Origin of the sequence: Paraburkholderia dilworthii (assembly GCF_000472525.1) — a bacterium.
GTDB lineage: Bacteria > Pseudomonadota > Gammaproteobacteria > Burkholderiales > Burkholderiaceae > Paraburkholderia > Paraburkholderia dilworthii.
This window is the reverse complement of the sequence record NZ_AWZT01000024.1, coordinates 21,008-47,608: the sequence shown is the minus strand read 5'-3', so window position 1 is coordinate 47,608 and position 26,601 is coordinate 21,008. Positions and strand designations below refer to the sequence as shown.

Below are 26,601 nucleotides of genomic sequence, written 5' to 3'. Positions count from 1 at the left end.
AACCGCCGATGAAAAAGGCCGCATGCGTGAATGAAACGCATGCGGCCTTTATCTTTTACGAGGCAAGACTTGGCGGAAAACTAGACCGGCGAAGAATCCGCCAACTCGCCAAGACGTTTGCCGAAACTCACCACCGCATCCGCGCGATAACCAAGCGCCTCGTAAAACGCGCGCACGTCGCTCTTCGCGGATAACACCTGCAGGTTCAGCTTCGGGCAGCCGAGCGCCGTCAGCGCCTCTTCAACGTGCGCGACCAGACGCGAGCCAATGCCATGCCGCCGCAACGACTCATCCACGGCAAGCGAATATAGCCAGCCGCGGTGGCCATCGTAGCCGCCCATCACCGTCCCGACGATTTGCTCGCCGAGCACCGCGACAAAAAACAACTCGGGCTGCGTCGCGAGCTTGTTCGCAATCGACAGATGCGGGTTGCGCTGCGGCTTCGTCACATCCCGGTACTCGGGAAAGGCTTGTTGCCACAGCGCTACCACCGCGTCTGTATCGCTCGCGTCGAAGCGGCGGATAGAAAGCGTCGCGCTCGCAGTCGTCATACGCGTCCCGTTCGATTACAGCGTGTCGAGGATCGAACGCAGCATCGCCATCATCTGGTCGATCTCTTCGTTCGTGACGTTCAGCGCCGGCATGAAGCGCAGCAGGTTCGGACGCGCCGCGTTCAGCAGCAGACCGTCGGGCTGCATGTCGCGCGCCTTTTCGACGATCTGGTTGCCGATGTCCTTGCCGAGCAGCAGCGCGCGCAGCAGACCTTCGCCGCGCTCGCCCTTGAAGCCGCGCTCGTCCGACAATTCGAGCAGCTTCGCGCGCAGATATTCGCCGCGCGCGCGCACGCCTTCCAGGAAACCGGGCGCGGTAAGTTGCGAGATCACCGAGTAGCCGACTGCGGTCATCAACGGATTGCCGTTGTACGTGCCGCCCTGATCGCCCGCTTCGAACACGGCGACTTCAGCTTTGGAGAGCAGCGCCGCGAGCGGCACGCCGCCGCCGATACCCTTGCCGAGCGTCATGATGTCCGGCTCGATGCCCGACAGCTCATAGGCGAACAGCGTGCCCGCACGGCCGCAGCCGCTTTGCACCTCGTCGACGATCAGCAGCACGTTGTGCTTGCGGGTCAGTTCGCGCAGTTGTTGCATGAACTCGCGCGTCGCGGGAATCACACCGCCTTCGCCCTGGATCGGTTCGAGCATTACCGCAACCGTCTTTGCGTTGATGAGCTTTTCCACCGATGCAATGTCGTTCAGGTCCGCCTTCGGGAAGCCCGGCACTTGCGGTGCGTAGATCGTGTCCCAGCCCGGCTTGCCGCTTGCCGACATCGTGGCGAGCGTGCGGCCGTGGAAGCTGTGATCGAACGTGATGATTTCGAACGCGCCGTCCTTGAACTTCTTGCCCCACTTGCGCGCGAGCTTGATCGCGCCTTCGTTCGCTTCCGCGCCGCTGTTCGCGAAGAACACCTTGTCGAAGCCGCTATGTTGAGTGAGCAGCGCCGCGAGTTTCGCCATCGGCTCGTTATAGAAAGCCGGCGACGGATTAAAGAGCAGCTTTGCCTGCTGGTTCAGCGCTTCGATCATGCCTTCGTTGCAATGACCGAGGCAATTGACCGCCCAGCCTTGAATGAAATCCAGATATCGCTTGCCGTTGTTGTCGTAGAGCCACGAGCCCTTGCCGTGCGTGAAAACGATTTCGGGCCGGTTCGTGATGTACATCAGCGACTCGATCGGATACTCAGTGAAATTCATGACGGCAGGCTCCAGACAGCGGGTAAAAGGTGATGAGGCGTTGGCGCACGTCAGCCGTTGAGCAAACGGGCCGGAAAAACAAAAAGCCACGGTATGCCGTGGCTTTCATGATTCGAACAGCTTGCGCGTTGTTGTAGCGCGAATCCGTGACGAAGCCGGCGGCGTCCCTAGGGAAGCGGCGAGCGGCGACGTCGGAGTTCGGACTGGATGCGGTTCATGCGCGAAAGAATACGACAAGGAAAGCGCCGGTGTAAACAATGAATTTGCATGAATTCACGGCAAGGGGCGCCCATGTGTGTCTTTGCGTGCCTGTCGTGATGCTGACATGTTGTTCAGCCGCGGCCCGCTTGTTGTGTAGATCGGGCCGCGCGGGCAACGCATCTTTCGCTTAGACCGCGTTGGCCAGATCCGCCGCGCTCGTGAACGAGTCCGCGTAGAACTCGTCTTCGGGCAGGCCGTGATGCTGCGTGAAATCGCGCTGCGCCGATTCGACCATCACCGGCGCGCCGCAGGCATACACCTGATACGCGGACAGATCGGGCAGGTCCTCGATCACCGCGCGATGCACGAAGCCGACGCGGCCCGTCCATGCATCGCTCGCGTCCGGTTCCGAGAGCACCGGCACGAACTTGAAGTTCGGAATCTCACGCGCCCACTGTTCGGCCAGTTCGAGCAGATACAGATCCTTCTTTCGACGCGCGCCCCAGTACAGCGTCATCGGGCGGTTCAGGTTCTTGAACACTGCGTGCTCGACGATCGCCTTCAGCGGCGCGAAGCCCGTGCCCGAAGCAAGCAGCACGATCGGCTTGTCCGACTCTTCGCGCAGGAAGAACGTGCCGAGCGGCGCTTCGAAGCGCAGGATGTCGCGCTCTTTCATCGTGATGAACACGTGGTCGGTGAAGGCGCCGCCAGGCATATGGCGAATATGCAGTTCGATCGGGCCTTCGGCATGCGGCGCGTTGGCCATCGAATAGCTGCGGCGCTTGCCGTCCTTCAGAATGAATTCGAGGTACTGACCGGCCAGATATTGCAGACGTTCATTCGCGGGCAGTTGCAGCTTGAGCACTACGACGTCGTCGGCCTTGCGCTCGATCGCATTCACACGGCAGGGCAGCTTCTTCACCTGCATGTCGCCGACGCCCGCCACTTCGCGGATATCGATTTCCAGATCCGAACACGCCGTTGCGCAGCAGAAGAGCGCCATGCCGCGGGTTTTTTCCTCGTTCGACAAAGCCGACGACGAGTGCGCGCGCTGCTCGACCTGGCCGTTGACCACGGCGCCTTTGCATGAACCGCACGCGCCGTTCTTGCAGCCATACGGCAGACCGATGCCTTGACGCAAGGCGGCGTTCAGGACCGGCTCGTCCTGTTCTACCTGAAACTGCCGGCCGCTTTGCCGGAGCGTGACGTTAAATGCCATAGAGTGTTCGAAGTCGAAAAGTCGGTAATCGTTAACGGATACAGGGATAGTCGGATAGTCGGATAGTCGGGGTCGCCCGGTGCCCGCAGCGCTTGACGGCTACAATGCGTGCACCATGAAAGCGACACGAAACTTCCGCCGACCGCGCGTGTTGATCGTAGGTTGCGGCGATGTCGGCATGCGCTGCCTGCCCCTGCTTCTGCCGCGCGCCCACGTCTTCGCATTGACCAGCCACGCCGGGCGCAGCGCCGAATTGCGTGCCGCAGGCGTCTCGCCGCTGGTCGGCGATCTCGACGAACGCCGCAGCCTGAAACGGCTCGCGGGCCTCGCGCCCACGGTGCTGCATCTTGCGCCGCCGCAGAAAACCGGCGACGACGACCGCCGCACCCGCGCGTTGCTTGCTACCCTGGCTAAGCGCCGCGATCATGCGATGCCTCGCTCGCGTGGGGCAAGTGGGGCACGCGCCGCTATCGCGCCGGTCGGGCGCTTGCGCCGCACGCGCGCTTCATGGGCACAAGCACGGACACAAGCGGAACCAGCCAATATTGTACCCGACGGCCTTCGCCGCGCCGCCGCTTCGCGCGCGCCGCTGCGCTTCGTTTATGCGAGCACGACGGGCGTCTACGGCGATTGTGGCGGTGCGTGGATCGACGAGACGCATGTCACCGCGCCGGCCAATGCGCGCGCGAAACGTCGCGTGTCGGCCGAGCAGCAATTGCGACGCGCGACCGCTCGCGGCGCTGTTGTCGCGAGCGTTGCGCGGATTCCGGGCATCTATGCGGCCAACCGCCTGCCGCTTGCGCGGCTTGAAAAAGGCACGCCTGCGCTCGCCGATGCCGACGACGTCTACACGAACCACATTCATGCGGACGACCTCGCCGCCATTCTCGTGCGCCTCGCGACTCATGGCCGGCCGGCGCGCGTCATTCACGCGTCCGACGACTCGTCGCTGAAAATGGGCGAGTACTTCGATCTCGTCGCCGATACGTTCGGTTTGGCACGCGCGCCGCGCATCACGCGAGCGCAAGCCGAAGAGCAGATCGAGCCCACCTTGCTGTCGTTCATGCGTGAGTCGAGACGGCTCATCAATCGCCGCCTGAAAGAAGAACTGGGCGTGCGCTTGCGTTATCCGAGCGTCGAGGATTTTTTGCGCGAAGCGGCGGGCGTGCCGAGCGCATGAGAGAAGGCGCGATGGAAGGCATGACGGAAGGCATGAAGCATGACTGGACGCAAGGTATGAGCGGCACGTCGCCGCCGTGCCGCGAAAACAACTACGACGCGGTAGCAGAACGCGCTGTGCTGTATATCGCGCCGGCATGCTTTACAAAGCGCAGCCGCGCAGGCCACGCAGTACGGCGCGTCTCGTCCGTCAGGTCAGCGCCGGCAGTGCCTCCAGCAGCACGAAACACAGCATTGCGCCGATCAGCGCACCGATCAGATTCGGATGGTATCTGTGCCGCAGCCGCATAGCGACCAGCAGCCCGCCGATCATCAGCAAGCCCAGGCACACAAACGTCACCATTACGTGCGAGTTCATGATTCCGTTGTGGACAATCATCGCCCCTCCTTGAACTCTTTGTAGTCATTGTTTAGACGAGTATAGAGGGAGCAATGACGAAGAGCATGCTGCGACGCAGCGTCAAACGCATGCCACGTCGCTCGAGTGTATGCCCGCGAACATTTATGTTCCGTTCTATTCAGAGGGTTACGCGGACCGTACCGGTTTACCCGCTCCGTAAAAGTCCGAGTTCGGTTTCATCGAGCCATTGCCATGCGCCCGGTGCGAGCGTCGAGGGCAATATGAGTCCGCCGATCCGTTCGCGATGCAGCGCTTCACAACGGTTGCCGGCCGCCGCGATCATCCGCTTGACCTGGTGATACTTGCCTTCCATCACCGTGAGCGCCAACGCGTGCTCGCCGCGCGCATGAGCTTCGACCGCCGCGACCGGCTTCGACTCGCCGTGCAGCAGCACGCCATTGCGCAGCGCACTCAGTTGCGCGTCGTCGAGCGGATGACGGGTCGTCGCGATGTACACCTTCGGCACCTTGCGTTTCGGCGACGTGAACAGATGGACGAACTTGCCGTCGTCGGAGAGAAGCAGGAGGCCGGTCGTGTCCTGGTCGAGCCGGCCCACGCATTGCACGCCGCGCCCGGCGAACTGCGGCGGCAGCAGACTGAACACGCTCAAGTGATGCTGCGGATCGCGCGAGCACTCGTAGCCGGCCGGCTTGTTGAGCAGCAGATAGGCGCGTTCGCGATACGGCCACACCACGCCGTCGACGCTGAACGAGAACGATGGGTCGTCGGTAGGTAAGTCGGCGTCGGGGTCGGTGCACACCGTGCCGCCGATGCTCACCCGCGCGTCGCCGATCAGCGCGCGACACTGCCGGCGCGAGCCGAAGCCCTGGGTAAAGAGAATGCTTTCGAGATTCATGGCGAGCGAAGAATAACACCGCAAGAAGCGAGGCGTCCCGCGGCGAGATCGCGGCCACGATGATGGCTCCTATTCCGTTGCCGGAGCCATCGATGCAAGCCACGTCGTCTTCATCCAGTGTCCGTTTGCCGGCCGCTTTCCAGCGGCTCGCGTGGTCCAATCTCGTCGCACAATCCGCCGAACAGATCAGCCTCGCGGCCGCGCCGCTGGTTGCTGTCTTCGCGCTCGGCGCCGACGCACGCGGCACGGGTCTTCTACAGACAGCACAGACGTTGCCCTTCCTGTTGCTGTCGATTCCCCTTGGCGTGTGGGCCGACCGCCGCTCGCGCCGCACGTTGATGGCGCTCGCCGAAAGCGTGCGTGTCGTCGCCATGCTGTGTGTGCTGCTGCTTCTGATGACGCATGCGTTGGATCTGCCGTTACTCGCCGCGCTCGGCTTCATTGCCGCGACCGGTACGGTTGCCTATAACGTTGCGGCGCCTTCGCTCGTGCCGTCGATCGTCTCGCGCGAAGCGTACGCCAGCGCGAACGGCCGCCTGGAACTTGCACGCAGCGTCGCGTATTCGGCGGGACCGGCGCTTGGCGGCCTGCTTGTCGGCTGGATCGGCGCGGGCTGGGCATACGGCTGCGCGGCCGCGCTGTCGGCGCTCACCGTGGGCTTGCTCGCGGGACTGCACGAACCGCCTCGCGCGGCAGCGCCCGCACGTCACTTCATGCTGGAGTTGCGCGAGGGCACGCGCTTCGTGGTGCGCGACGCGCTGCTGCTTCCCATGCTCGCGACGGCCGTGTTTTTCAACCTCGGTTTCTTCGTGCTGCAAGCGGTGTATGTGCCGTACGCGGTGCATCGGTTGGCGCTGAGCGCATCGGCGGTAGGTATCACACTTGGCGCGTATGGCGTCGGCATGGTGTGCGGCGCACTGGCCGCGCCCGCCATCGCGCGACGCCTCGCGTTCGGGCGCGTGCTGCTGATCGGGCCATCGTGCGGCTTGCTGGCCTCGCTGGTGATGGTGGGGACGCTCGTTGCGCCGTCGTTCTGGCTTGCGCTGCTCAGTTTCTTCCTGCTAGGCGCCGGACCGATCCTGTGGGTGGTCGGCTCGACTACGCTGCGTCAGGCCATTACGCCGCAACGGATGATGGGCCGCGTCTCCGCGCTGAACAGCACGGCCACCTACGGCGCGCGACCTGCGGGCGCACTGCTCGGCGCGGTAATCAGCGCGCGCTGGAACATGGACGCCTGTCTCGTCGCCGCCGCAGCGGCCTTTCTCGTGCAGGCGTCGATCATCGCGATGTCGCCCGCGGCGCGGCTCGCACGCATTCCCGAAGAACGCGCCACGGCTTGCTGAAGATCAACCTCAGCGCATCACGAGCGCCAGGGCAAACCCTGGAAAATGAAAATGAATTTTTTCTCGGACGATTTCCATGTAAATATACTTTCATGCATTCCGCTTACGTCCCGAGGCAACTGGCCTTCGCTGAGAACTACCGCGCTTATTGCGCCTACCGCGTTGTTTCGCCCGCATGATTCATCAACCGTCCGTTGCATCCAGTCCGGCCGAGCAGGCCATCGCCGCGCGCATCGAGGCGGCCATGCCTACGCTTACGCCCATTCATCGGCGGATGGGCGAGTACGTGCTGGCGAATCTGTTTCGCGCGGCCACCATGCGGATCGACGAACTGGCGAGCGTGGTGGGCGCATCTGTGGCGACGGCGAACCGCTTTGCCCGCGCGCTCGGGTTCGACGGCTATCCGCAGTTTCGCGAGGCGCTCGTGCGCGGCTTCGAGGCGACGCTCGCTCCGGTCGAGCGACTGCGCAGCGCGCAGGAGTCGCTCGCTGCGGGCGACGACGTCGTGGACGCGTCGCTCGAACAGGCGGCCAACAATCTGCACCTGACACGCACGGCGATCGATACCGCCGCTGCCGAGACCGCGGTCGAAGCGATCCTTGCCGCGCGGCGCGTCTTCGTGCTGGGCGCGGGGACGAGCGCGTTCCTCGCCGGGCTGATGGAGCACGGCCTGATGGCGTATCACGACAACGTCCAATCGCTCGCGTTCATCGGCGGACCGTCGCATGCGGCGCGGCGTCTGTTCAATTGCGGCAAGGGCGACCTGGTCATCGGCATAGCCTTCCCGCGTTATGTCGACGACACCATCGAACTCGCGCGCCGTGCGGCCACTCGGGGCGCACGCGTGCTAGCGCTGACCGACGGCCCGCGCTCGCCGCTCGCACAGTTCGCCGACCTTTCGTTATACGTGCGCTCCGAACGCCGGCTCGCGGCGAATGCGGATGCTGCCGTGCTGGCCGTAATCGAAGCGCTATGCGACGCAGTCGCTTACCGCGCGAAGCGTTCGGTGAAGGCGGCCGCCGAAGTCACCGAGTTCGTGTTGCCGTGGCTCACTGATCCGCTGTCCGCATCCTCGAGTGCGGCGGGCGTTGCCGCGCGCGAACCGGCGCGCACGGCGCGTACTGAGCGTACGGTAGGGCGCGCGAAGGCGGGCGCAGCGCTTGAAGCCCCGCTTGAGGCCGCAGCCGTGACCACCGTTGCAAGCGCAATTGCAAAACCCCGCACCACCCACGCAAAACCCAAGCTCAAACGATGAACACCAACGCAGTCATTGCCATTCATGGTGGCGCGGGCACGATCCTGCGCGCGTCGCTGTCGGCCGGCGCTGAGGCTGAGTATCACGCGGCCTTGCACGCAGCGCTTGCTGCCGGCCAGCGTGTACTCGCAGACGGCGGTAGCGCACTCGACGCGGTCAGCGTAGCCGTGCGACTGCTCGAAGACTGTCCACTTTTCAACGCCGGCCGAGGCGCGGTCTACACGGCGGCCGGCACGCATGAACTCGACGCGGCGATCATGGACGGCAGCACGCTCGAAGCCGGCGCGATCTGCTGCGTGAAGCGCGTGCGCAATCCGATTATGGCGGCGCGCCGCGTGCTCGAGTGCAGCGAGCATGTGCTGTTCACCGGCGAAGGCGCGGAAAGCTTCGCGGCCGCGCAAGGACTCGAATTCGTCGAGCCGGAATACTTCGATACCGAAGCGCGTCATCGTCAATGGCTGCTCGCGCGAGATCAGCAACGCGCGATGCTCGATCACGACGGCGCGACGCTCGCGGCTTCATCGCCGGCTACCGACAGGAACGATCCCACGCCGCACGAGCCGATTGATCCGAACCGCAAATTCGGCACTGTCGGCGCGGTCGCGCTCGATCAGGACGGCCACGTGGCGGCGGCCACATCGACGGGCGGCGTCACCAACAAACAGATCGGACGCGTGGGCGATACGCCGCTAATCGGCGCGGGCTGCTATGCAGACGACGCGACCTGCGCGGTCTCGACCACGGGCTCGGGCGAAATGTTCATGCGCATGGTCGCGGCTTACGACGTCGCCGCCCAAATGGCCTACCGCAAAGTGACGTTGCAGGAAGCCGCGGATGATGTGGTGATGAACCGTCTGCCGAAGATCGACGGTCGCGGCGGTCTGATCGCCGTCGACGCACGCGGCAACATCGCGCTGCCGTTCAATACCGAGGGCATGTACCGCGGTTTCGCGCGTCTTGGCGAAGCGCCGGTGACCGCGATCTACCGTTAGCTCGTTACCCTGAACATTGTTGAACACCCGCTAGCGCGTTCGAATTCAAAGGAACCATCGTGCCGACTTCATCGCACACCGCCAGCCCGATTATTGGAAACTTGCCGCCGCAACGCGTGCTCGCTGTCGACAACCTGTCGGTCGCGTTTCGCAGCGGCGAGACGACGTTCAACGCGGTGCGCAATCTGTCGTTGACGGTCGAGCGCGGCGAAACGCTCGCGATAGTCGGCGAATCGGGTTCCGGCAAATCGGTGACATCGCTCGCGTTGATGCGGCTGATCGAGCACGGCGGTGGGCGCCTTGCCGGCGGCAGCATCGCATTCCGGCGCCGCGACGGCAGCGTGCTCGACCTCGCGAAAGCGTCGTCCGGCACAATGCGTTCGATTCGCGGCGCCGACATCGCGATGATTTTTCAGGAGCCGATGACCTCGCTCAATCCGGTGTTCACGGTTGGCGATCAGATCAGCGAGGCGATCTCGCTGCATCAGGGCAAGAGCCGCTCGGCGGCCTTCGCCGAAACGCTGCGACTGCTCGAACTCGTGCGGATTCCCGAGGCGCGGCGCGTGGCGGCGCGTTTTCCGCATCAATTGTCGGGCGGCATGCGCCAGCGCGTGATGATCGCGATGGCGCTCTCGTGCAAGCCCGCCTTGCTGATCGCCGACGAACCCACGACAGCGCTCGACGTGACCATTCAGGCGCAGATCCTGCAACTGATTCGCGGCTTGCAGGACGAGATGAACATGGGCGTGATTTTCATCACGCACGACATGGGTGTGGTTGCGGAAGTCGCGGACCGTGTGCTCGTGATGTATCGCGGCGAAAAAGTGGAAGAGGGCGCGTCGGATGCTCTCTTCGCGGCGCCGTCGCATCCTTATACGAAAGCGCTGCTCGCCGCCGTGCCGCGTTTGGGCGCGATGCAAGGCACCGATCAGCCGGCGAAATTTCCGATCCTGACGGTCGAGCAGGCTGGCACGAGCGGCGCCGATGAAGCCGTGCGCCCCGCAGCTGCCGTCGCGAGGGAAGCGCAACCGCATATTGACGAAAGCACACCGCCCATTCTGCGCGTGCGCGATCTGGTCACGCGCTTTCCGGTCAGGACGGGGCTCTTCGGCCGCCTGACGGGCCGTGTGCATGCGGTCGAAAAAGTCAGTTTCGATCTGCGGCCCGGCGAAACGCTCGCGCTGGTTGGCGAGTCGGGCTGCGGCAAGTCGACCACAGGCCGCTCGCTGTTGCGGCTGGTCGAAAGCCAGAGCGGGTCGATCGAATTTAACGGCAAGGAAATCAGTTCGCTGACGGGCCCTGCGTTGCAGGCACTGCGTCGCGACATCCAGTTTATTTTTCAGGACCCGTTTGCGTCGCTCAATCCGCGGCTGACGGTCGGCTTCTCGATCATGGAGCCGCTGCTCGTGCATGGCGTCGCGCAAGGGGCCGAGGCGCAGGCGCGCGTCGCATGGCTGCTCGAAAAAGTGGGCTTGCCACCCGAAGCCGCGCGCCGTTATCCGCATGAATTTTCCGGCGGCCAGCGGCAGCGCATCGCGATTGCGCGGGCGCTTGCGTTGAACCCGAAAGTCGTGATCGCCGATGAATCCGTTTCCGCGCTCGATGTCTCCGTGCAGGCGCAGATCGTCAATCTGATGCTCGATTTGCAGCGTGAGCTCGGCGTTGCCTATCTGTTCATTTCGCACGACATGGCCGTGGTCGAGCGCGTCAGTCACCGAGTCGCGGTGATGTACCTCGGCCAGATCGTCGAGATCGGTCCGCGCCGCGCGGTGTTCGAAGCGCCGCAGCATCCGTACACGAGAAAGCTGATGGGTGCGGTGCCCGTTGCCGATCCCGCCCGGCGTCACGCGAAGCGCATGCTCGCCGCCGATGAAATTCCGAGCCCCATCCGCTCATTGAACGATGAACCGGCGGTGGCGCCGCTCGTCGCCGTGGGACCGGGCCACTTCGTCGCACAGCATCGCGTTGGCGGCGCGTATTGAACCGCGACGAGAGCAGCAAGCCAGGCGCGTAACGCAAGCAACAAGCGATACAAACTCGGCGCAAAGCTGACGCAAACCCTACGCAACAACGCAAAGCAAATCGTCTCGCAGCAACTTAAACCATTTTATTTCGCAGCCTGGAGCCAACTCATGAACCTGCTGGTCCCGTCTTCTACGTTTCGTGTGCGCGCGCTGATCAGCGGCGGCGCGGTAATGTTCGCGATGCTCGCGGGCAATGTGGCGCACGCGGAAACAACCGCGGTGATGGCCGTCGCCTCCACCTTCACCACGCTGGATCCGTACGATGCCAACGACACGCTCTCGCAAGCTGTCGCGAAGTCGTTCTATCAAGGGCTTTTCGGCTTCGACAAGGACATGAAGCTCGTCAACGTGCTGGCCGATAGCTACGAAGCGAGCCCGGACGCGCGCGTCTACACGTTCAAGCTGCGTCACGGCGTGAAGTTCCAGGACGGCACCGACTTCAACGCCGCCGCAGTCAAAGCGAACTTCGACCGCGTGACGGATCCGGCGAACAAGCTGAAGCGCTACAACATGTTCAACCGCATCGAGAAGACCGAAGTGGTCGATCCGTACACGGTGAAGATCACGCTGAAGGCGCCGTTCTCGGCATTCGTCAACGTGCTCGCGCATCCGTCGGCGGTGATGATTTCGCCGGACGCGCTGAAGAAATACGGCAAGGATATTGCATTCCATCCGGTCGGCACCGGTCCGTTCGAATTCGTGAAGTGGGACCCGGCGGGCGATCTGACAGTGAAGAAGTTTGCCGGCTACTGGAAGAAGGGCTACCCGAAGATCGACGCGATCGACTGGAAGCCGGTGGTCGACAACAACACGCGCGCCGCATTGATGCGCACCGGCGAGGCGGACTTCGCGTTCCAGGTGCCGTTCGAGCAGGCCGCGCAATTGCAGTCGAGCCCGAAGGTCGACCTCATCGCATCGCCGTCGATCATTCAGCGTTATATCAGCCTGAACATGAACCAGAAGCCCTTCGACAATCCGAAGGTGCGTGAGGCTTTGAACTACGCGGTCAACAAGGAAGCGCTCACGAAGGTCGTATTCTCGGGTTACGCCACGCCCGCGGACGGCGTGGTGCCGCAAGGCGTCGACTACGCAGTGAAGCTCGGTCCCTGGCCGTACGATCCGGCGAAGGCCCGCGCGTTGCTGAAGGAAGCGGGCTATCCGAACGGCTTCGAAACCACGCTGTGGTCCGCGTATAACTACTCGACCGCGCAGAAGGTCATTCAGTTCGTGCAGCAGCAACTGGCGCAAGTCGGCATCAAGGCGCAGGTCGAGGCGCTGGAGGCGGGTCAGCGCGTCGCGAAGGTGGAGAGCGCGCAGGACGCGGCTACTGCGCCGGTGCGTATGTATTACGCGGGTTGGTCGTCGTCGACGGGCGAAGCCGACTGGGCGATCACGCCGCTTCTCGCGTCGGTCTCGTTCCCGCCGAAGATGGTCAACACCGCGTACTACAAGAACGATACCGTCGACGGAGATCTGAAGCAGGCGCTCGAAACCACCGATCGTACGAAGAAGGCCGCGCTCTACACCGACGCGCAGAAACGCATCTGGGCCGACGCGCCGTGGATTTTCCTCGTCAAGGAAAAGGTCGTGTATGCGCGCAGCAAGCGCCTGTCGGGTGCTTATGTCGCGCCGGACGGTTCGTTCAATTTCGACGAAATCGCGATCAAGTAATGAGCCGCGCGCCATGTCCTGCGTGTTGCTCCACGAACATGTGGGACATGGCGCTCGCGTTGCTGCCGTACATGAAACCTCGTTGCCCGCATCATTGCCGGATTGAGCTTGAATGCTGAACTTCATCGTCAAACGCCTCTTTGGCCTGCTGCCGACGCTCTTCATCGTCGCGGTGCTGGTCTTTCTGTTCGTGCATCTGCTGCCGGGCGACCCGGCGCGGCTTGCCGCCGGTCCCGATGCCGACGAAGCGACCGTCGCACTGGTGCGCGCCGACCTCGGACTCGACAGGCCGATGCCGCAGCAGTTCGCGCACTTCTTCGTGAAGATCGCGCACGGCGATTTCGGCACGTCCACCCGCAGCAAGCGGCCCGTTAGCGAGGAGATCGGCGAGCGCTTCATGCCGACGCTGCTGCTCACGCTAGCGAGCATGGTGTGGGCGGTCGTGCTCGGCATGGGCATCGGCATCGTGTCGGCGGTGTGGCGCAACCGCTGGCCGGACCGGCTCGGCATGACGCTCGCGGTGTCGGGCATTTCGTTTCCCGCGTTCGCGCTCGGCATGCTGCTGATGGAAATTTTCTCGGTGAAGCTCGGTTGGCTGCCGATTGTCGGCGACGGCTCGTGGCAGAGCTACATCCTTCCGTCGCTCACGCTCGGCGCGGCCGTCGCTGCGGTAATGGCGCGCTTCACGCGGGCATCGTTCGTCGAAGTGATGAACGAAGACTTCGTGCGCACCGCGCGTGCGAAGGGCGTGCCCGAGCGGCTCGTGATCGTCAAACACTGTCTGCGCAACGCCATGATCCCCGTCGTCACGATGATGGGTCTTCAATTCGGCTTCCTGCTCGGCGGCTCGATCGTGGTCGAGGTGGTGTTCAACTGGCCGGGCCTCGGGCGCCTGCTGGTGGATGCGGTGTCGATGCGAGACTATCCGGTGATTCAGGCCGAGGTGCTGTTGTTCTCGCTCGAATTCATCGTCATCAATCTGGTCGTGGACGTGATGTACGCCGTGATCAATCCGACTATCCGTTTCAAGTGAGGTCCGCATGAGCACGACAGCCACCGAGCCGGATGCGGCCAGATCATCCGGCGCCGAGCGCGCGATCCGCACGCCGTGGAGTGAGTTCTGGCGCAAGTTTCGCAAGCAGCACGTGGCGCTCGCCGCCGGCATTTTCGTGCTGCTGCTGGTTGCGGTCGCGATTGCCGCGCCGCATATCGTGCCCTACGATCCGGAAAATTTCTTCGACTACGACGCGCTGAACGCAGGGCCGTCTGCCGCCCACTGGTTCGGCGTCGATTCATTGGGCCGCGATATTTTCAGCCGCATTCTCGTGGGCTCGCGTATTTCACTCGAAGCCGGCTTTCTGTCGGTTGCGATCGGCGCGGTGATCGGCACGTTCTTCGGGCTGCTCGCAGGCTATTACGAAGGATGGTGGGATCGCATCACAATGCGCGTGGCCGACGTGCTGTTCGCGTTTCCCGGCATTCTGCTCGCAATCGGCGTGGTGGCGATTCTCGGCAACGGCATGATCAATGTGATCTGCGCGGTGGCGATTTTCAGCATTCCTGCGTTCGCGCGGCTCGTGCGCGGCAATACGCTGATGCTCAAGCAACTCACGTATATCGAAGCGGCGCGCAGTATCGGCGCGTCGGATTGGACGATCATCGTGCGTCATATTTTGCCGGGCACGATCTCGTCGGTGGTCGTGTACTTCACGATGCGTATCGGCACGTCGATCATCACCGCCGCGAGTCTGTCGTTTCTCGGACTCGGCGCGCAACCGCCGACGCCCGAGTGGGGCGCGATGCTCAACGAAGCGCGCGCGGATATGGTCACCGCTCCGCACATCGCGCTGTTCCCGAGCCTCGCCATTTTCCTGACGGTGCTCGCGTTCAACCTGCTCGGCGACGGTTTGCGCGATGCGCTTGATCCGAAGCTCGACCGCCCATGAGTTCCGCACAGTTGCCGCAGTCGCAAAGCTTGCCAGGTTCACAAAACGCGCCGCATATCGGCGAGTTGCCGAGCGGCCCGCTGGGTACGATTGCGGATGTACAGGGCGTCACCGTCGGGCACTGCACGCTCGCTGAAGGCGCGATACAAACCGGCGTGACCGTGATTCGCCCGCATGCGGGCGACCCGTTTCTGGACAAGGTGCCGGCGGCGTCGTCGGTGATCAACGGCTTCGGCAAGAGCGTCGGGCTCGTGCAGATAGAAGAGCTCGGCACCCTCGAAACGCCGATTGCGTTGACCAATACGTTTAGTGTGCCTGCTGTGGCGCAGGCGCAGATTCGCGCGCCCATTAACGCTAATCCGCGCATTGGACGCGAGTGGCCGACCGTCAATCCGCTCGTGTTCGAATGCAATGACGGATACCTGAACGATGTTCAGGCGTTGGCCATCAGCGAGCAGCATTTCAACGAAGCCTACGGGGCTGCAAATACAAGCGTCGCGAGCGGGTCGGTCGGAGCAGGGCGCGGCATGTCGTGCTTCGATCTGAAGGGCGGCATCGGCAGTGCTTCGCGCGTCGTGGAAATCGCGGGCCGCGCTTACACGGTTGGGGCGCTTGTGCTTGCGAACTTTGGCCGTTTGCCGATGCTGATGGTCGACGGCACTCCGCTTGGGCGCATGCTTGCTCAGCGCGCGGCGACAGCGAGCGCAGAACCGGCGGCAAATATCACGAAGCCCGAGCAAGGCTCGATCATCATGATCGTCGCCACAGACGCACCGCTCGACGCGCGCCAACTCAAGCGCCTGTCGTTGCGCGCGGCCGCGGGTCTTGCCCGCACGGGTTCAGTCTATGGCCACGGCAGCGGCGACATTGCGCTCGCGTTTTCGACGGCCTACACAGTCCCGCATTCTGCCGCATTCATTTCGTTGCCGCCTCTGCTTGCCGATCAACACATGGACGCGCTTTTTCGCGCGTGCGCCGACAGCGTCGAGCAGGCGATTCTCGATGCCTTGTGGAGCGCGGAATCCGTGAGCGGCCGCGAAGGGCATCGACGGCTATCACTGCACGAGAGCGTTCCCGACCTCGCGCATTTACTGAAGAAAACGTGCTGATGAAAGTCCTTATTTCCGCCGACATCGAAGGCATTGCGGGCGTGTTTCACCCAGAGCAAACGCGCTCGGGCAACGGCGAATATGAAGCCGCGCGCCGCTGGATGACGCTCGAAGCCAACGCGGCTATTGCAGGCGCGTTCGCTGGCGGCGCGACGCAAGTGTGGGTCAACGATTCGCACGGCGGCTTTCGCAATCTGCTGCCCGATCTGCTCGACCCACGCGCCCAGGTCGTGCTCGGCAAACCGCGCACGCTCGGCATGATGGCCGGTCTCGAATACGGCGCGGCGCTCGTCTTCATGATCGGCTATCACGCAATGTCGCAAACGCGTGGCATTCTCGCGCATACCATCAACAGCTTCGCGTTCGCGCGCGTTTCATTGAATGGCGCCGAGGTGGGGGAGGCAGGGTTGTATGGCACGCTGGCGGAAGACTACGGGGCACAGGTCGCGCTTTTGTCCGGCGATGACGTATTCGCCGAGGAAACCGCGCCGCGCTTTCCGGGCGCGCGCTTTGTCGTGACGAAGAGCGCGACCGGACACGCGAGCGGCGTCACGCAATCGCCGGCAAGCGCTCGCGCGGCCATCGAAAGCGCTGCGCGTGAGGTGGTGCAGCAGCATCTTGCAAACGGTCATCCGCCGCAAGCGACGCGCGCCGCGGTAAAACCTGTCGAGTGCGAATTGCGCGTCCAGACGAGCGCGCTCGCCGACCTGTTCTGCCAATGGCCGACGGTCACGCGTGTCGATGCGGTTACGCTGCGCTTTAGCGCGGCGTCGGCTGAACATGCGGTGCGCATGCTGAACTGTTTATCCGCGATGTCGTTCATGCTGCGTTAGCCTTACCGTTGTCTCATGGTGAACGCTGACGGTGGCGCGCGCGCCTTACGCGATGCCTTGAGTCAACGGATTGGCCTCGTGTCGGTCACGCTCGATAACTGTAGGCGATCGCTATGCGGTGCGTTTATGACGAGCGTATCGCAGCGCGTTGCCAAAAGCGTCGGGGGCCGGGTATCCAGGCAGCGATCCCAACGCATTAACGACTGCGTGCAGCTACAGTTGATTGGCATAGCGAACGCGCCGCGAGCAATTAGCGGCGCGCAGCAGCAGCCCGGCTACTGCTGCCGGCTCAACTCTCGCGCGGCGCGGTCGATCACGTCCGCAATCGCGCCCGCATGCGACACCGGCGCCAGATGGCTCGATGCAATGGGCACGATCTTGGCGCCCATCCGCTCGGCCATGAATCTCTCGATATCCGGCGACACCGCGCGGTCTTTCGTCGTCAGCACATACCACGACGGCTTCTCTTTCCACGCCACCTGACTCACCGTTTCGCCGAAAGCTTTGGCGGCGATCGGCACTTGCGCCGCGGACAGCACGCGCGTCAGATTCTCGGGGACGTCGGCGGCGAAATCGGCGTGGTACTTGCCGCGGTCGAGCCACAGAAAACCGCTCGCATCCTTGACGATGCCTTGACCCGCCGGCATCGGCGCAGCGCGCTTCATCAGGTCCATCGTCGACTCGTGTAAATCCGGCGCAATCGCCGCCACATACACGAGGCCGGCGACGTTCGGCGCATTCGCGCCGGCTTCGGTGATCACGACGCCGCCCCACGAGTGCCCGACGAGCATCGTCGGACCTTGCTGGCGAGCAAGCACGCGGCGTGTCGCGGCGACGTCGTCGGCGAGCGAGGTCAGCGGGTTTTGCACCGAACTCACGCGGTAGCCCTTCTGTTGAAGTTTCGCGACGACGCCGTTCCAGCTGGAGCCGTCGACGAACGCGCCGTGAACCAGTACGACGTTGCGCACCGGGCCAGATATCGGCGCAATGGCGGGCTGCGCGGCAGCCGCTTTAGAGGGCGGCGCGGTGGCCGCAGCGGAATCTGGAGAAGGCGCTGCGGCTGGGCTCGCCTGGGTGGCCGGCGGGGCGGCGGTATCGGCAGGCTCCGCGGCGGGTTCGGGCGTGGGCACGGCGGCCGGCGCGGCAGTCGCTGCGGGCTCTGGCGCCGGATTCGGCGTGACGTTCTGCGCGAATGCGGCGGGGCCCCCAAAACAGAGAGACAGGACAGCGGCGCAAAGCAGGCGTTTGGGCGACATGTTGAATCTCCAGAAGCGGAAAACCCGACTACGGCAACATACCGAAGCCGCACAGCAGTGACAATCACTATCCTCGCACCTCGGTGCGGCGCAGAACGAAGGGCGGGTTGGTACCAGTATTTGGGTAATATCGGCCGAGGTAAAATTTCAGGTTCTGCCGGGGCGGACCACAAGTCCGGTCGGGTGATCGACATCCATACACTGGGGCGCAATTTGGACAATGCACTACAGCAAGACGGCCTGAAGCGCGGGCTCAAGAATCGCCATATCCAGCTCATTGCATTGGGCGGCGCGATCGGCACCGGCCTCTTTCTTGGCTCGGCGAGCGTGTTGCAGGCCGCGGGCCCCTCGATGATTCTCGGCTATGCCATCGGCGGCATCATCGCGTTCATGATCATGCGGCAGTTAGGCGAAATGGTTGCGCAGGAACCGGTGGCCGGCTCGTTTAGCCACTTCGCGTACAAGTATTGGGGCGACTTTCCCGGTTTCCTGTCGGGCTGGAACTACTGGGTGCTATACGTGCTCGTCAGCATGGCCGAATTGACGGCGGTCGGCACCTACGTCCACTACTGGTGGCCGGGCGTGCCGACGTGGGTTTCGGCGCTCGTCTGCTTCGCGGGAATCAACGCGATCAACCTGGCGAACGTGAAAGCCTACGGCGAGACCGAATTCTGGTTTGCGATCATCAAGGTCGTGGCAGTGATTGGCATGATCCTGTTCGGCGGTTATCTGCTCGTTAGCGGTCATGGCGGTCCGCAAGCATCGATCAGCAATCTGTGGAGTCATGGCGGATTCTTCCCGCATGGGTTTCATGGGCTCTTCACGATGCTCGCGGTCATCATGTTTTCGTTCGGCGGACTGGAACTGATCGGCATCACGGCGGCCGAGGCGGACGAGCCGCAAAAGAGCATTCCGAAGGCAGTGAACCAGGTCATCTACCGGATTCTGATTTTTTACATCTGCTCGCTCGCGGTGCTGCTGTCGCTGTATCCGTGGAACCAGGTCGCGGCCGGCGGCAGCCCGTTCGTGATGATCTTCTCGCAGATCGGTTCGACGCTGACCGCCAACGTTCTCAATGTGGTGGTGCTGACTGCGGCGCTATCGGTGTACAACAGCGGCGTCTATGCGAATAGCCGCATGCTCTATGGCCTCGCGGAACAGGGCAATGCCCCGCGCGCGCTGATGAAGGTCGACCGGCGCGGCGTGCCGTATATGGCGATCGGTCTGTCGGCGCTGGCCACGTTCACCTGTGTGATCGTCAACTATCTGATTCCCGCCGAAGCGCTCGGCCTGCTGATGGCGCTCGTCGTCGCCGCGCTCGTGTTGAACTGGGCGTTGATCAGCTTGACGCATCTGAAGTCGCGCCGGGCGATGGTCGCGGCGGGCGAGACGCTCGTCTTCAAGTCGTTCTGGTTTCCCGTCAGCAACTGGATCTGTCTCGCGTTCATGGCGCTGATCCTCGTGATTCTCGCGATGACGCCGGGCCTGTCGGTTTCCGTGTGGCTCGTGCCGCTCTGGCTTGCGGTGATGTGGGCGGGTTATGCGTTCAAGCGTCGTCGCGCGGCGGCGCATGGGACGGCGCGGGTGGTGGGGCGCTAGGGTGGGATTGCGCCGCGCAGACAGTTCGCGCGGCCCGCGTGCGATGGTCTGTTTGGCAGTGCGTTAGGCAGTGTGTGGACGATTCGTTTCCTCCACGCGGCGTCGCACGAGACCGAGACGACTCGCTTTCGCGACGCGGCTTCGCGCGAGATCGCGACGGTAGACTTCCCGACGTGGCCGGCACGAATTGGAGACGACAGGCTCCTGGAGACGGCCGGGTTCCGCGATGCGGCCACGCGACACCGGCGTGAGCCGCCGCCAAAAAGCAAAAACCCGCGAAGCGTTTGGCTTGCGCGGGTTTGCGATACATCTTGCGGCTGACTACATAAGTGTTTGGTGCCCAGGGCCGGAATCGAACCGGCACGCCTTGCGGCGGGGGATTTTGAGTCCCCTGCGTCTACCAATTTCACCACCTGGGCAGGTCTTGCGGCGCGCGCATTTAAAGCTGGTGCGCGGCGAAGACGCAGATTATGGCCGAAAATTCGACGACGGGCAAGCCGGTTGCAGCCGCCGTCGGCCATGCCGTCAAACGGTGCGGGAAAATCGTTCGAGCGTCTGCTGGCCAAGATAGCGGTCGAACACCATTGCGATGTTCCGCACGAGCATGCGCCCAGCCGTCCGAACTTCGAGCTTGCGGTTGGTCAGCGACACGAGGCCATCCTGCTCGAAGCCGCGCAAGCGTTCGAGTTCGGGCTCGAACGTATCGGCGAAGCGGATGCCGTACATGGCTTCGAATTCATTGAAGCGCAATTCCAGATTGCACATTAGCTGTGTGATGACATCGCGGCGCAGACGATCGTCGGCAGTCAGGCGTATGCCGCGCGTGATCGCGAGCTTGCCTGCGCCGATTGCCGCGCCGTATGTGGGCAGGTCTTTCGCGTTTTGCGCGTAGACGTCGCCGACCTTGCCGATCGACGACGCGCCAAAGCCGATCAGGTCGCATTCCGCGCGCGTGCTGTAGCCCTGGAAGTTGCGATGCAAGGTCCGCTGTTCCTGCGCGCGCGCGAGCTCATCGGTAGGCAGCGCGAAGTGATCCATGCCGATGTAGACGTAGCCTGCAGCCGTCAGACGCTCGACCACCCGTTGCAAAATTGCGAGCCGCGTTGCAGGTGAGGGCAACGTGGCGGCGTCCATCTGACGTTGCATCTTGAAGAGCTGCGGCATGTGCGCATATGCGAACACCGAGAGGCGATCGGGCGCAAGTTCGATCATCGTATCGAGCGTACGAGTGAAGCTCTCCACCGTTTGATGCGGTAGCCCGTAGATCAGATCGACGCCAATCGAGTGGAAGCCCGTATGCCGCGCGGCCTGCATGACCGAGGCGGTCATATCGAGCGGCTGAATGCGGTTGATGGCCTGCTGCACGAGCGGATCGAAATCCTGCACACCGAGACTCAGGCGATTGAAGCCCAGCTTGCGCAGATGCGCGATGGTCTCGGGCGATGCTTCGCGCGGATCGACTTCGATCGAATATTCGGCCTGGTCGTCGGGTAACAAGCTGAAGTGCTCGCGGGCCGCGTCCATCAGTTCCGCCATTTCGTCGTGCGACATGAACGTCGGCGTGCCGCCGCCCAGATGCAATTGCGACACCGGTCGATGCGTATCGAAACATGCTGCCTGCAAGGCCATTTCGCGCTTCAGGTATTCGAGATAGGGACGCGCATGAGCGCGGTTCTTGGTCGCGACCTTGTTGCAGCCGCAGTAGAAGCAAACCGTGTCGCAGAACGGGATGTGGAAGTACAGCGAGAGGTCGGTGGCCGACGCGCCGGGGTCGGCTGCGGCACGAAGATAATCGGCGGACTGGAAGTCGTCGCGGAACTGAAGGGCAGTGGGATAGGACGTATAGCGTGGGCCGTTCGCGCTGTACTTGGCGAGCAGGTCGGGGCGAAACAGCGAATTGACGGTGGTCATGAGGGGCTCATTATTGGATGGCCACCTCGGAAGAGGCGGAGCCCGGCTGCTTCCGCAATGATGAATGAAGAGCGCGGGCGCCTCTGGCGCGTGGCCTTGGAGTCCGGTCGAGTTTACGTGACCGGCCATGCGCCGGATTGTGTAAAAAGGTCGCACGCGGCACGGTGGCACAATGCGGGTCTGGCGCTCGCGCGCTTCTCTTCGAATTCAGGAAAACGTGTCGTGAATGATGTGCGCAATCGCGTTACGAAACGCGAGTCTCCGTTCGATGTGGCCGATCATGCGTGCCGCCCCGATTGCGGCGCGTGCTGTATCGCGCCGTCGATTTCGAGTCCGATTCCAGGCATGCCGAACGGTAAGCCTGCGGGCGTGCGTTGCGTGCAACTCGGCGACGATTTGCGCTGCGCGATCTTCGGTAGACCTGAGCGGCCGGCGTGCTGCTCGGGGCTGCAACCGCAGATGGAAATGTGTGGGGCGAATCGGGGGGAAGCGCTTGCATGGCTTGCGCGGCTCGAGGTGCAGACTCAGCCGGGAGTTGGGCAATCAGGCTGAGTGAGGCGAGGCGCCGCTTTTTGGTTGGGAGGTTGCAGGGCCGGGGTATGTGCGGAAGCGCTATGGTCGGTCGGCAGCTTTGGATGGATCGGAGTGAGCGCTAAAGCGCCAAGTCCGGTTGACAGCTTTGCATGGGACCAGAGTAAGCGCTAAAGCGCTAACTCTGGTCGACCGCTTTGCATGGGACCAGAGTAAGCGCTAAAGCGCTAACTCTGGTCGACACAGGAGAACCATATGACTCGACTCGTCGCGCCGGCAAGGCGCTGTTTTCTACTCGCCGCGCTGGCAGGCGCCAGCGCGCTTGGCATCGTTTCGCTCGCGGCGTGCGCCACATCGACCTTCCCGTTCATTCCGTCGCACTACACGTTCTCGCAGCAGCAGGTGCAGGACGCCGTGCAGCGCAAATTTCCTTATCAGCGCACCGTCTCGCAAGTGTTCGACGTCGCGCTGAGCCATCCGGTGGTCGGCTTGCTGCCGGACGCGAACCGTATCTCCGTGAAGCTCGATGCCCACCTCGCGAGCCCCTTCATGCCGCAGCCGGTCGACGGCGTCTTCACGCTGTCGAGCGAACTTGCATACGACGCCGCAAGCAAATCCGTCGTGCTGAAATCGCCGAACGTAGACAACGTCAGCGTGAACGGCCAGGCGCAGGCCTACACGCAACAGATCAACGCCGCCGCAGCCGTGCTCGCCACGCAGCTGCTCAGCAATTACCCGATCTACACGTTCAAGCCGGAACAACTGCAATTTGCCGGAGTGAATTACGAACCCGGTACAATCACCATCCTTACAAACGGTATACGCGTTCAAATCGTCGAGAAATGACGCTGCGCGCGGCCGGCAGGGCCGCGCGTCGTCGTGCCGGTCGTGCCAGTTCCGACAACCGACAATCTATAGCGATGAGGGGCACGGATGGACTGGTTATTGGCTTGCAAGGTGCTGATTCTGGGCATCGTCGAAGGCTTGACGGAGTTTTTGCCGGTGTCGAGCACGGGGCATCTGATCGTCGCGGGGAGTCTGCTCAACTTCACCGACGAACATGCGAAGACCTTCGACGTGGTGATTCAGCTCGGCGCGATTCTCGCCGTGTGCTGGGAGTTTCGCCGTCGCATCGGCAGCGTGGTAACCGGCCTGCCAAGCCGTCCGGAAGCGCGGCGCTTTGCGTTCAATGTGGTCATCGCGACCATTCCAGCGGTCGTGCTCGGACTGTTGCTAGAGAAGACCATCAAGGCGGCTCTGTTTTCGCCGGTGCCCGTGGCGTTCGCACTGGTAACCGGCGGCGTTGTCATTCTGTGGGCCGAAGCACGCCAGCGCGGGCAAGGTGGAGAAGGCGGCCGCGCCAAGGTCGCGCGTGTGCACGACGTGGACGACATGACCCCGATGGACGCGCTGAAAGTCGGTCTCGCCCAATGTTTCGCGCTAATTCCAGGCACGTCGCGCTCTGGCTCGACGATCATCGGCGGGATGCTGTTTGGTCTCGACCGGCGCGTGGCCACGGAGTTTTCCTTTTTCCTCGCGATTCCGATCATGTTCGGCGCGACCGCGTACGAGTTGTACAAGGACTGGCATCTGTTGTCCGTCGACGCGCTCGGCGTTTTCGCTCTGGGCTTCGTGGCGGCGTTCGTCAGCGCCTTTTTCTGCGTGCGCTGGCTGCTTCGCTATATTGCCGGCCACGATTTCACCGCGTTCGCGTGGTATCGCATCGGCTTCGGATTGCTGATTCTGCTGGTCGGCTATAGCGGTGCGCTGAGCTGGACGGATTAAGCCCCACGCTGTTTCTCGTCGGCAATTAAAAAGGTCCGCCCACTCGCGTTGTGGCGGACCTTTTTGTTTTTCGCGACCGATGTTGCGGGCCACGTCGCGGCCGATCTTGCGGCAGCGAGCGCGGTTGCAGTTATGCGACGCCGCGTTTGCGGAACACCAGATCCCACACGCCGTGGCCAAGCCGCAGGCCGCGTCGCTCGAACTTCGTCACCGGGCGATAATCGGGGCGAGGCGCATAGCCGTCGACGGTGTTTTGCAACGCCGGCTCCGCGCTCAGCACTTCGAGCATCTGCTCGGCGTAGTTCTGCCAGTCGGTCGCGCAATGCAGATAGGCGCCGGGCTTCAGGCGCGATGCGAGCAGCGCGACGAATTTCGGCTGAATCAGGCGGCGCTTGTGATGACGTGCCTTGTGCCACGGGTCCGGAAAGAAAATGTGCACACCGTCGAGACTGTCCGGCGCGATCATCTGTTCGAGCACTTCGACGGCATCGTGCTGAATGATGCGAATGTTGGTCAGCCCGTGCTCGCCCATCAGCTTCAGCAATGCGCCGACGCCCGGCTCGTGCACCTCGACACCTAGAAAGTCGTCACCGGGACGATGCGAGGCGATCTCGGCGGTGGTCGCGCCCATGCCGAAGCCGATCTCGAGCACGCGTGGCGCTTCACGGCCGAAGACGCTGTTCCAGTCCGGCTGTTGCGGCGCGAACGGCACGACAAAGCGCGGACCGAGTTCGTCCATCGCGCGGCGTTGGCCGGTAGACACACGGCCGGCACGCGTGACGAAGCTGCGGATGCGGCGCCGGTGCAAGCCTTCCTCATGCGGCGCGGCGTCGCCGGCGGGGAGAGCGTCTGTTTCGCCGGAGGGCGTCGGAAGTTCGTCGGGCAAGCCGACGTCGTTTGGATCGTGGATCATGGTCGATGCTGCTACATGGGTGAAGGCTTCGCGGCTCGCGCGGCGCATCCTGGCGCTTGCACGTAACGACGCGGCGCGGACCGCGTTGCGCGCGTCGGCTCGCATAGTGCCGGCGCTTTGCGATTGGTTGCTGCGCGCGCCAGCCGCCGCTATAAAAAAGCCGCCTTCGTCGAGGCGGCTCATGCTTGATTTCTGCTGGAAGGCTCAGCAGTAAAGTGGAGCGGGCGTTGCAAGTGCGCGTAAGGTAGCACAACGCGAAAGGGTGCGTCCAGACAGGGCGCGCTTCACCGCATCCGCACGCGTGGCAACATTACATTTCAATAACGATGATTGCGTTTATATGTTTTAATCGTTCACCTGGCCTGATTCCTTTCCAACGATTAATTCACGCGAATATCCGTTATGAGTAAGCACGCACACACGCACCGCGAAGCAAAAGCAGCGAAGACCGGCTGGAGCGCAATTGAGCCGACCCATGTTCCGGCTACCTCCACGAATGCGCTTCGCGAAGCAATGTCGATTGAAGGTGTTCCCCTGACTCAATTCAACGATCTGCTATGGCTGATGGCGCAGGAGTCGGGCGGTGCGGTGAATCTGCGCAATCCGAAGTCCGGTGCGCGTGGGCTCTTTCAATTGCTGCCGTCGCAATATGAATTGAATCCGGGTGACGTCAAGTCATTCGGCCGTGCAGTGGAAGAATGCCGCGGCGGTATTCGATATATTCTTGGCCGTTATCACAATGCCGCGTCCGCGCGGTTGGCGTGGAAAGCCAATCAGTGGATTTGATGTCTTTGGCAATGCTTGCCGCGCGTTATTCAATCGCAGTGCGGTGAGGGCAGATGCATTCTGCGAGGTGTCTAGGCGATCGCCTGGCTGTTCGTCAGGTGATCGCTGGAAAGATAAGCGGAAAGTTGTCTGGAGCGGGCGATGGGAATCGAACCCACGGCTCTAGCTTGGGAAGCTAGGGTATTACCATTATACGACGCCCGCAGAGCGCGCTATTTTACTCGCGAAAGGGCAGCGAGCGCAAATTGCGCCGCCGCCTTTCCTTACGCCGCGTCAAGCGCGGCCGCATCGTGCGGCGTTACCGACAGAATCAGATCACGAAGTAAGTGAGCTGAACGGCGGCGCGCGTGACCACCATCAGCAGCACTTGCACGATCACAAACAGAAGAATCGGCGAAAGGTCGATGCCGCCCAGGTGCGGCACCACACGCCGCAGCGGATTCAAAAACGGTGCGGTCAACTGGTACAGAATCGGCATGGCCGGCGAGCGTGGATTGAGCCACGACAGCAGCGCCATCAGGATCGTCATCCAGATAATCAGATTCAGCGCCCACTTGATCAGGGTGAGCACGGCGACGATCAACAGCGTCGGCACCAGCGTGAGCGGATCAGCGCCAGTCAGCACCACCATCAGCACGACGTAGACGATTGCGGCGATCAGTGCCGCGACCAGACTTGCCCAGTCGACGTTGCGCGTGCTCGGCAGAATGCGCCGCAACGGCAGCACGATCCAGTTCGTCGCTTGCAGCACGGCGTTCGTGACCGGGTTGTACGGCGGCATGCGCACGACTTGCAGCCAGGCGCGCAGCAGCAACGCCGCGCCGAACAACGTGAAGACGGTATTGAGCAGAAAACGGGCGATATCGCCAAACATCGTGTGTCCTTATGCTTCTGATGGCAGCCGCTGAACGGCTTGGGCGCCGGCGCTTCTGGTCTGGCGCACCGGCGGTTTCTTTATGTTGCACCCGCCGCTGATGCGGCCGTATGCATTGCGAGTTGCCTGATGCGGGCGGCGTGATGCAAGCAGTCGCAGCCCGGCAG

General features: G+C 63.0%; 24 protein-coding genes and 2 tRNA genes. 15 read left to right on the top strand and 11 right to left on the bottom strand.

The window, feature by feature from the left end:
- Positions 1-80: 80 nt before the first annotated feature.
- From F759_RS0120520 to F759_RS0120510, 3 genes are all read right to left on the bottom strand, one after another.
- A complete protein-coding gene (locus F759_RS0120520; protein ID WP_027801531.1) occupies positions 81-551 on the bottom strand; it encodes a GNAT family acetyltransferase in 471 nt (156 codons plus the stop codon).
- Between the two features lie 15 nt (positions 552-566).
- On the bottom strand, positions 567-1,751 hold the full coding sequence (locus tag F759_RS0120515; RefSeq protein ID WP_027801530.1) for an acetylornithine transaminase: 1,185 nt from the start codon (positions 1,749-1,751) through the stop codon (positions 567-569).
- Between the two features lie 388 nt (positions 1,752-2,139).
- A complete protein-coding gene (locus F759_RS0120510; RefSeq protein ID WP_027801529.1) occupies positions 2,140-3,171 on the bottom strand; it encodes a CDP-6-deoxy-delta-3,4-glucoseen reductase in 1,032 nt (343 codons plus the stop codon).
- A gap of 115 nt (positions 3,172-3,286) precedes the next feature.
- Between F759_RS0120510 and F759_RS0120505 the strand changes: the two genes are divergently transcribed.
- Positions 3,287-4,351 carry an NAD-dependent epimerase/dehydratase family protein gene (locus F759_RS0120505; protein WP_027801528.1) on the top strand — a complete coding sequence of 355 codons (1,065 nt, stop codon included), beginning with the start codon at positions 3,287-3,289 and terminating at the stop codon, positions 4,349-4,351.
- A 189-nt stretch (positions 4,352-4,540) separates the two neighbouring features.
- Here F759_RS0120505 and F759_RS0120500 read toward each other — a convergent pair whose 3' ends face one another.
- Together F759_RS0120500 and F759_RS0120495 are read right to left on the bottom strand one after the other, a co-directional pair.
- The gene (locus tag F759_RS0120500) at positions 4,541-4,729 is read right to left on the bottom strand and encodes a hypothetical protein (RefSeq protein ID WP_027801527.1); all 189 of its coding nucleotides are present in this window, start codon (positions 4,727-4,729) and stop codon (positions 4,541-4,543) included.
- Positions 4,730-4,895: 166 nt separating this feature from the next.
- Entirely contained in the window at positions 4,896-5,606 is a 711-nt protein-coding gene (locus F759_RS0120495) for a pseudouridine synthase (RefSeq protein WP_027801526.1), read from the bottom strand.
- 92 nt (positions 5,607-5,698) lie between these two features.
- Between F759_RS0120495 and F759_RS0120490 the strand changes: the two genes are divergently transcribed.
- The 9 genes from F759_RS0120490 to F759_RS0120450 all read left to right on the top strand — a co-directional run bounded on the left by F759_RS0120490 (position 5,699) and on the right by F759_RS0120450 (position 16,779).
- Positions 5,699-6,949, top strand: a complete 1,251-nt coding sequence (locus F759_RS0120490) for an MFS transporter (protein ID WP_027801525.1) — start codon at positions 5,699-5,701, stop codon at positions 6,947-6,949.
- A 175-nt stretch (positions 6,950-7,124) separates the two neighbouring features.
- The gene (locus F759_RS0120485; RefSeq protein ID WP_027801524.1) at positions 7,125-8,204 is read left to right on the top strand and encodes a MurR/RpiR family transcriptional regulator; all 1,080 of its coding nucleotides are present in this window, start codon (positions 7,125-7,127) and stop codon (positions 8,202-8,204) included.
- Positions 8,201-9,196 carry an isoaspartyl peptidase/L-asparaginase family protein gene (locus F759_RS0120480; RefSeq protein WP_027801523.1) on the top strand — a complete coding sequence of 332 codons (996 nt, stop codon included), beginning with the start codon at positions 8,201-8,203 and terminating at the stop codon, positions 9,194-9,196. Before F759_RS0120485 ends, F759_RS0120480 begins: the two co-directional genes overlap by 4 nt.
- A gap of 59 nt (positions 9,197-9,255) precedes the next feature.
- Entirely contained in the window at positions 9,256-11,178 is a 1,923-nt protein-coding gene (locus F759_RS0120475; RefSeq protein WP_027801522.1) for a dipeptide ABC transporter ATP-binding protein, read from the top strand.
- Positions 11,179-11,328: 150 nt separating this feature from the next.
- Positions 11,329-12,891, top strand: coding sequence for a glutathione ABC transporter substrate-binding protein GsiB (gene gsiB / locus F759_RS0120470; protein WP_036024838.1), 1,563 nt, complete (start codon positions 11,329-11,331; stop codon positions 12,889-12,891).
- 112 nt (positions 12,892-13,003) lie between these two features.
- Positions 13,004-13,924: a glutathione ABC transporter permease GsiC gene (gene gsiC, locus F759_RS0120465; RefSeq protein ID WP_027801520.1), complete on the top strand. Its 921-nt coding sequence runs from the start codon at positions 13,004-13,006 to the stop codon at positions 13,922-13,924.
- 7 nt (positions 13,925-13,931) lie between these two features.
- Positions 13,932-14,837: a glutathione ABC transporter permease GsiD gene (gene gsiD / locus F759_RS0120460; RefSeq protein ID WP_027801519.1), complete on the top strand. Its 906-nt coding sequence runs from the start codon at positions 13,932-13,934 to the stop codon at positions 14,835-14,837.
- Entirely contained in the window at positions 14,834-15,946 is a 1,113-nt protein-coding gene (locus tag F759_RS0120455) for a DmpA family aminopeptidase (protein WP_027801518.1), read from the top strand. The genes gsiD and F759_RS0120455 overlap by 4 nt, the downstream gene beginning before the upstream one ends.
- A complete protein-coding gene (locus tag F759_RS0120450) occupies positions 15,946-16,779 on the top strand; it encodes a M55 family metallopeptidase (RefSeq protein WP_027801517.1) in 834 nt (277 codons plus the stop codon). The genes F759_RS0120455 and F759_RS0120450 overlap by 1 nt, the downstream gene beginning before the upstream one ends.
- Before the next feature lie 275 nt (positions 16,780-17,054).
- Here F759_RS0120450 and F759_RS0120445 read toward each other — a convergent pair whose 3' ends face one another.
- Positions 17,055-18,035, bottom strand: a complete 981-nt coding sequence (locus tag F759_RS0120445) for an alpha/beta fold hydrolase (RefSeq protein WP_027801516.1) — start codon at positions 18,033-18,035, stop codon at positions 17,055-17,057.
- Positions 18,036-18,248: 213 nt separating this feature from the next.
- Here F759_RS0120445 and F759_RS0120440 point away from each other — a divergent pair, with 213 nt between their 5' ends.
- Positions 18,249-19,634: an amino acid permease gene (locus F759_RS0120440; RefSeq protein WP_027801515.1), complete on the top strand. Its 1,386-nt coding sequence runs from the start codon at positions 18,249-18,251 to the stop codon at positions 19,632-19,634.
- Between the two features lie 334 nt (positions 19,635-19,968).
- On the opposite strand, the gene F759_RS0120435 is transcribed toward F759_RS0120440, so the two are convergent.
- Together F759_RS0120435 and hemN are read right to left on the bottom strand one after the other, a co-directional pair.
- Positions 19,969-20,053, bottom strand: a tRNA-Leu gene (locus tag F759_RS0120435).
- 106 nt (positions 20,054-20,159) lie between these two features.
- Positions 20,160-21,545 carry an oxygen-independent coproporphyrinogen III oxidase gene (gene hemN, locus F759_RS0120430; protein WP_027801514.1) on the bottom strand — a complete coding sequence of 462 codons (1,386 nt, stop codon included), beginning with the start codon at positions 21,543-21,545 and terminating at the stop codon, positions 20,160-20,162.
- Between the two features lie 222 nt (positions 21,546-21,767).
- On the opposite strand from hemN, the gene F759_RS0120425 reads away from it, so the two are divergent.
- The 3 genes from F759_RS0120425 (at position 21,768) to F759_RS0120415 (ending at position 23,861) form a co-directional block, all read left to right on the top strand.
- On the top strand, positions 21,768-22,097 hold the full coding sequence (locus F759_RS0120425) for a YkgJ family cysteine cluster protein (protein WP_027801513.1): 330 nt from the start codon (positions 21,768-21,770) through the stop codon (positions 22,095-22,097).
- A gap of 234 nt (positions 22,098-22,331) precedes the next feature.
- Positions 22,332-22,922 (top strand): DUF1439 domain-containing protein, encoded by a 591-nt coding sequence (locus F759_RS0120420; protein ID WP_027801512.1) that lies wholly within the window; start codon positions 22,332-22,334, stop codon positions 22,920-22,922.
- Between the two features lie 87 nt (positions 22,923-23,009).
- A complete protein-coding gene (locus tag F759_RS0120415; protein ID WP_027801511.1) occupies positions 23,010-23,861 on the top strand; it encodes an undecaprenyl-diphosphate phosphatase in 852 nt (283 codons plus the stop codon).
- A gap of 130 nt (positions 23,862-23,991) precedes the next feature.
- Here F759_RS0120415 and trmB read toward each other — a convergent pair whose 3' ends face one another.
- On the bottom strand, positions 23,992-24,774 hold the full coding sequence (gene trmB / locus F759_RS0120410; protein ID WP_027801510.1) for a tRNA (guanosine(46)-N7)-methyltransferase TrmB: 783 nt from the start codon (positions 24,772-24,774) through the stop codon (positions 23,992-23,994).
- A 402-nt stretch (positions 24,775-25,176) separates the two neighbouring features.
- Between trmB and F759_RS0120405 the strand changes: the two genes are divergently transcribed.
- Positions 25,177-25,560, top strand: a complete 384-nt coding sequence (locus F759_RS0120405; protein WP_027801509.1) for an aggregation-promoting factor C-terminal-like domain-containing protein — start codon at positions 25,177-25,179, stop codon at positions 25,558-25,560.
- A 130-nt stretch (positions 25,561-25,690) separates the two neighbouring features.
- Here F759_RS0120405 and F759_RS0120400 read toward each other — a convergent pair.
- Positions 25,691-25,764: transfer RNA gene (locus F759_RS0120400), tRNA-Gly, on the bottom strand.
- Between the two features lie 106 nt (positions 25,765-25,870).
- Entirely contained in the window at positions 25,871-26,434 is a 564-nt protein-coding gene (locus F759_RS0120395; protein ID WP_027801508.1) for a YggT family protein, read from the bottom strand.
- Between the last annotated feature and the right edge of the window lie 167 nt (positions 26,435-26,601).

Coding starts and splice junctions, on each gene's coding strand:
- F759_RS0120490 (WP_027801525.1), top strand. CDS start 5,699: ATGCAAGCCACGTCGTCTTCATCCAGTGTCCGTTTGCCGGCCGCTTTC.
- F759_RS0120485 (WP_027801524.1), top strand. CDS start 7,125: ATGATTCATCAACCGTCCGTTGCATCCAGTCCGGCCGAGCAGGCCATC.
- F759_RS0120505 (WP_027801528.1), top strand. CDS start 3,287: ATGAAAGCGACACGAAACTTCCGCCGACCGCGCGTGTTGATCGTAGGT.
- F759_RS0120395 (WP_027801508.1), bottom strand. CDS start 26,434: ATGTTTGGCGATATCGCCCGTTTTCTGCTCAATACCGTCTTCACGTTG.
- F759_RS0120445 (WP_027801516.1), bottom strand. CDS start 18,035: ATGTCGCCCAAACGCCTGCTTTGCGCCGCTGTCCTGTCTCTCTGTTTT.
- gsiB (WP_036024838.1), top strand. CDS start 11,329: ATGAACCTGCTGGTCCCGTCTTCTACGTTTCGTGTGCGCGCGCTGATC.
- trmB (WP_027801510.1), bottom strand. CDS start 24,774: ATGATCCACGATCCAAACGACGTCGGCTTGCCCGACGAACTTCCGACG.
- F759_RS0120495 (WP_027801526.1), bottom strand. CDS start 5,606: ATGAATCTCGAAAGCATTCTCTTTACCCAGGGCTTCGGCTCGCGCCGG.
- F759_RS0120420 (WP_027801512.1), top strand. CDS start 22,332: ATGACTCGACTCGTCGCGCCGGCAAGGCGCTGTTTTCTACTCGCCGCG.
- F759_RS0120520 (WP_027801531.1), bottom strand. CDS start 551: ATGACGACTGCGAGCGCGACGCTTTCTATCCGCCGCTTCGACGCGAGC.
- F759_RS0120415 (WP_027801511.1), top strand. CDS start 23,010: ATGGACTGGTTATTGGCTTGCAAGGTGCTGATTCTGGGCATCGTCGAA.
- F759_RS0120500 (WP_027801527.1), bottom strand. CDS start 4,729: ATGATTGTCCACAACGGAATCATGAACTCGCACGTAATGGTGACGTTT.
- F759_RS0120480 (WP_027801523.1), top strand. CDS start 8,201: ATGAACACCAACGCAGTCATTGCCATTCATGGTGGCGCGGGCACGATC.
- F759_RS0120455 (WP_027801518.1), top strand. CDS start 14,834: ATGAGTTCCGCACAGTTGCCGCAGTCGCAAAGCTTGCCAGGTTCACAA.
- F759_RS0120515 (WP_027801530.1), bottom strand. CDS start 1,751: ATGAATTTCACTGAGTATCCGATCGAGTCGCTGATGTACATCACGAAC.
- gsiD (WP_027801519.1), top strand. CDS start 13,932: ATGAGCACGACAGCCACCGAGCCGGATGCGGCCAGATCATCCGGCGCC.
- gsiC (WP_027801520.1), top strand. CDS start 13,004: ATGCTGAACTTCATCGTCAAACGCCTCTTTGGCCTGCTGCCGACGCTC.
- hemN (WP_027801514.1), bottom strand. CDS start 21,545: ATGACCACCGTCAATTCGCTGTTTCGCCCCGACCTGCTCGCCAAGTAC.
- F759_RS0120450 (WP_027801517.1), top strand. CDS start 15,946: ATGAAAGTCCTTATTTCCGCCGACATCGAAGGCATTGCGGGCGTGTTT.
- F759_RS0120405 (WP_027801509.1), top strand. CDS start 25,177: ATGAGTAAGCACGCACACACGCACCGCGAAGCAAAAGCAGCGAAGACC.
- F759_RS0120510 (WP_027801529.1), bottom strand. CDS start 3,171: ATGGCATTTAACGTCACGCTCCGGCAAAGCGGCCGGCAGTTTCAGGTA.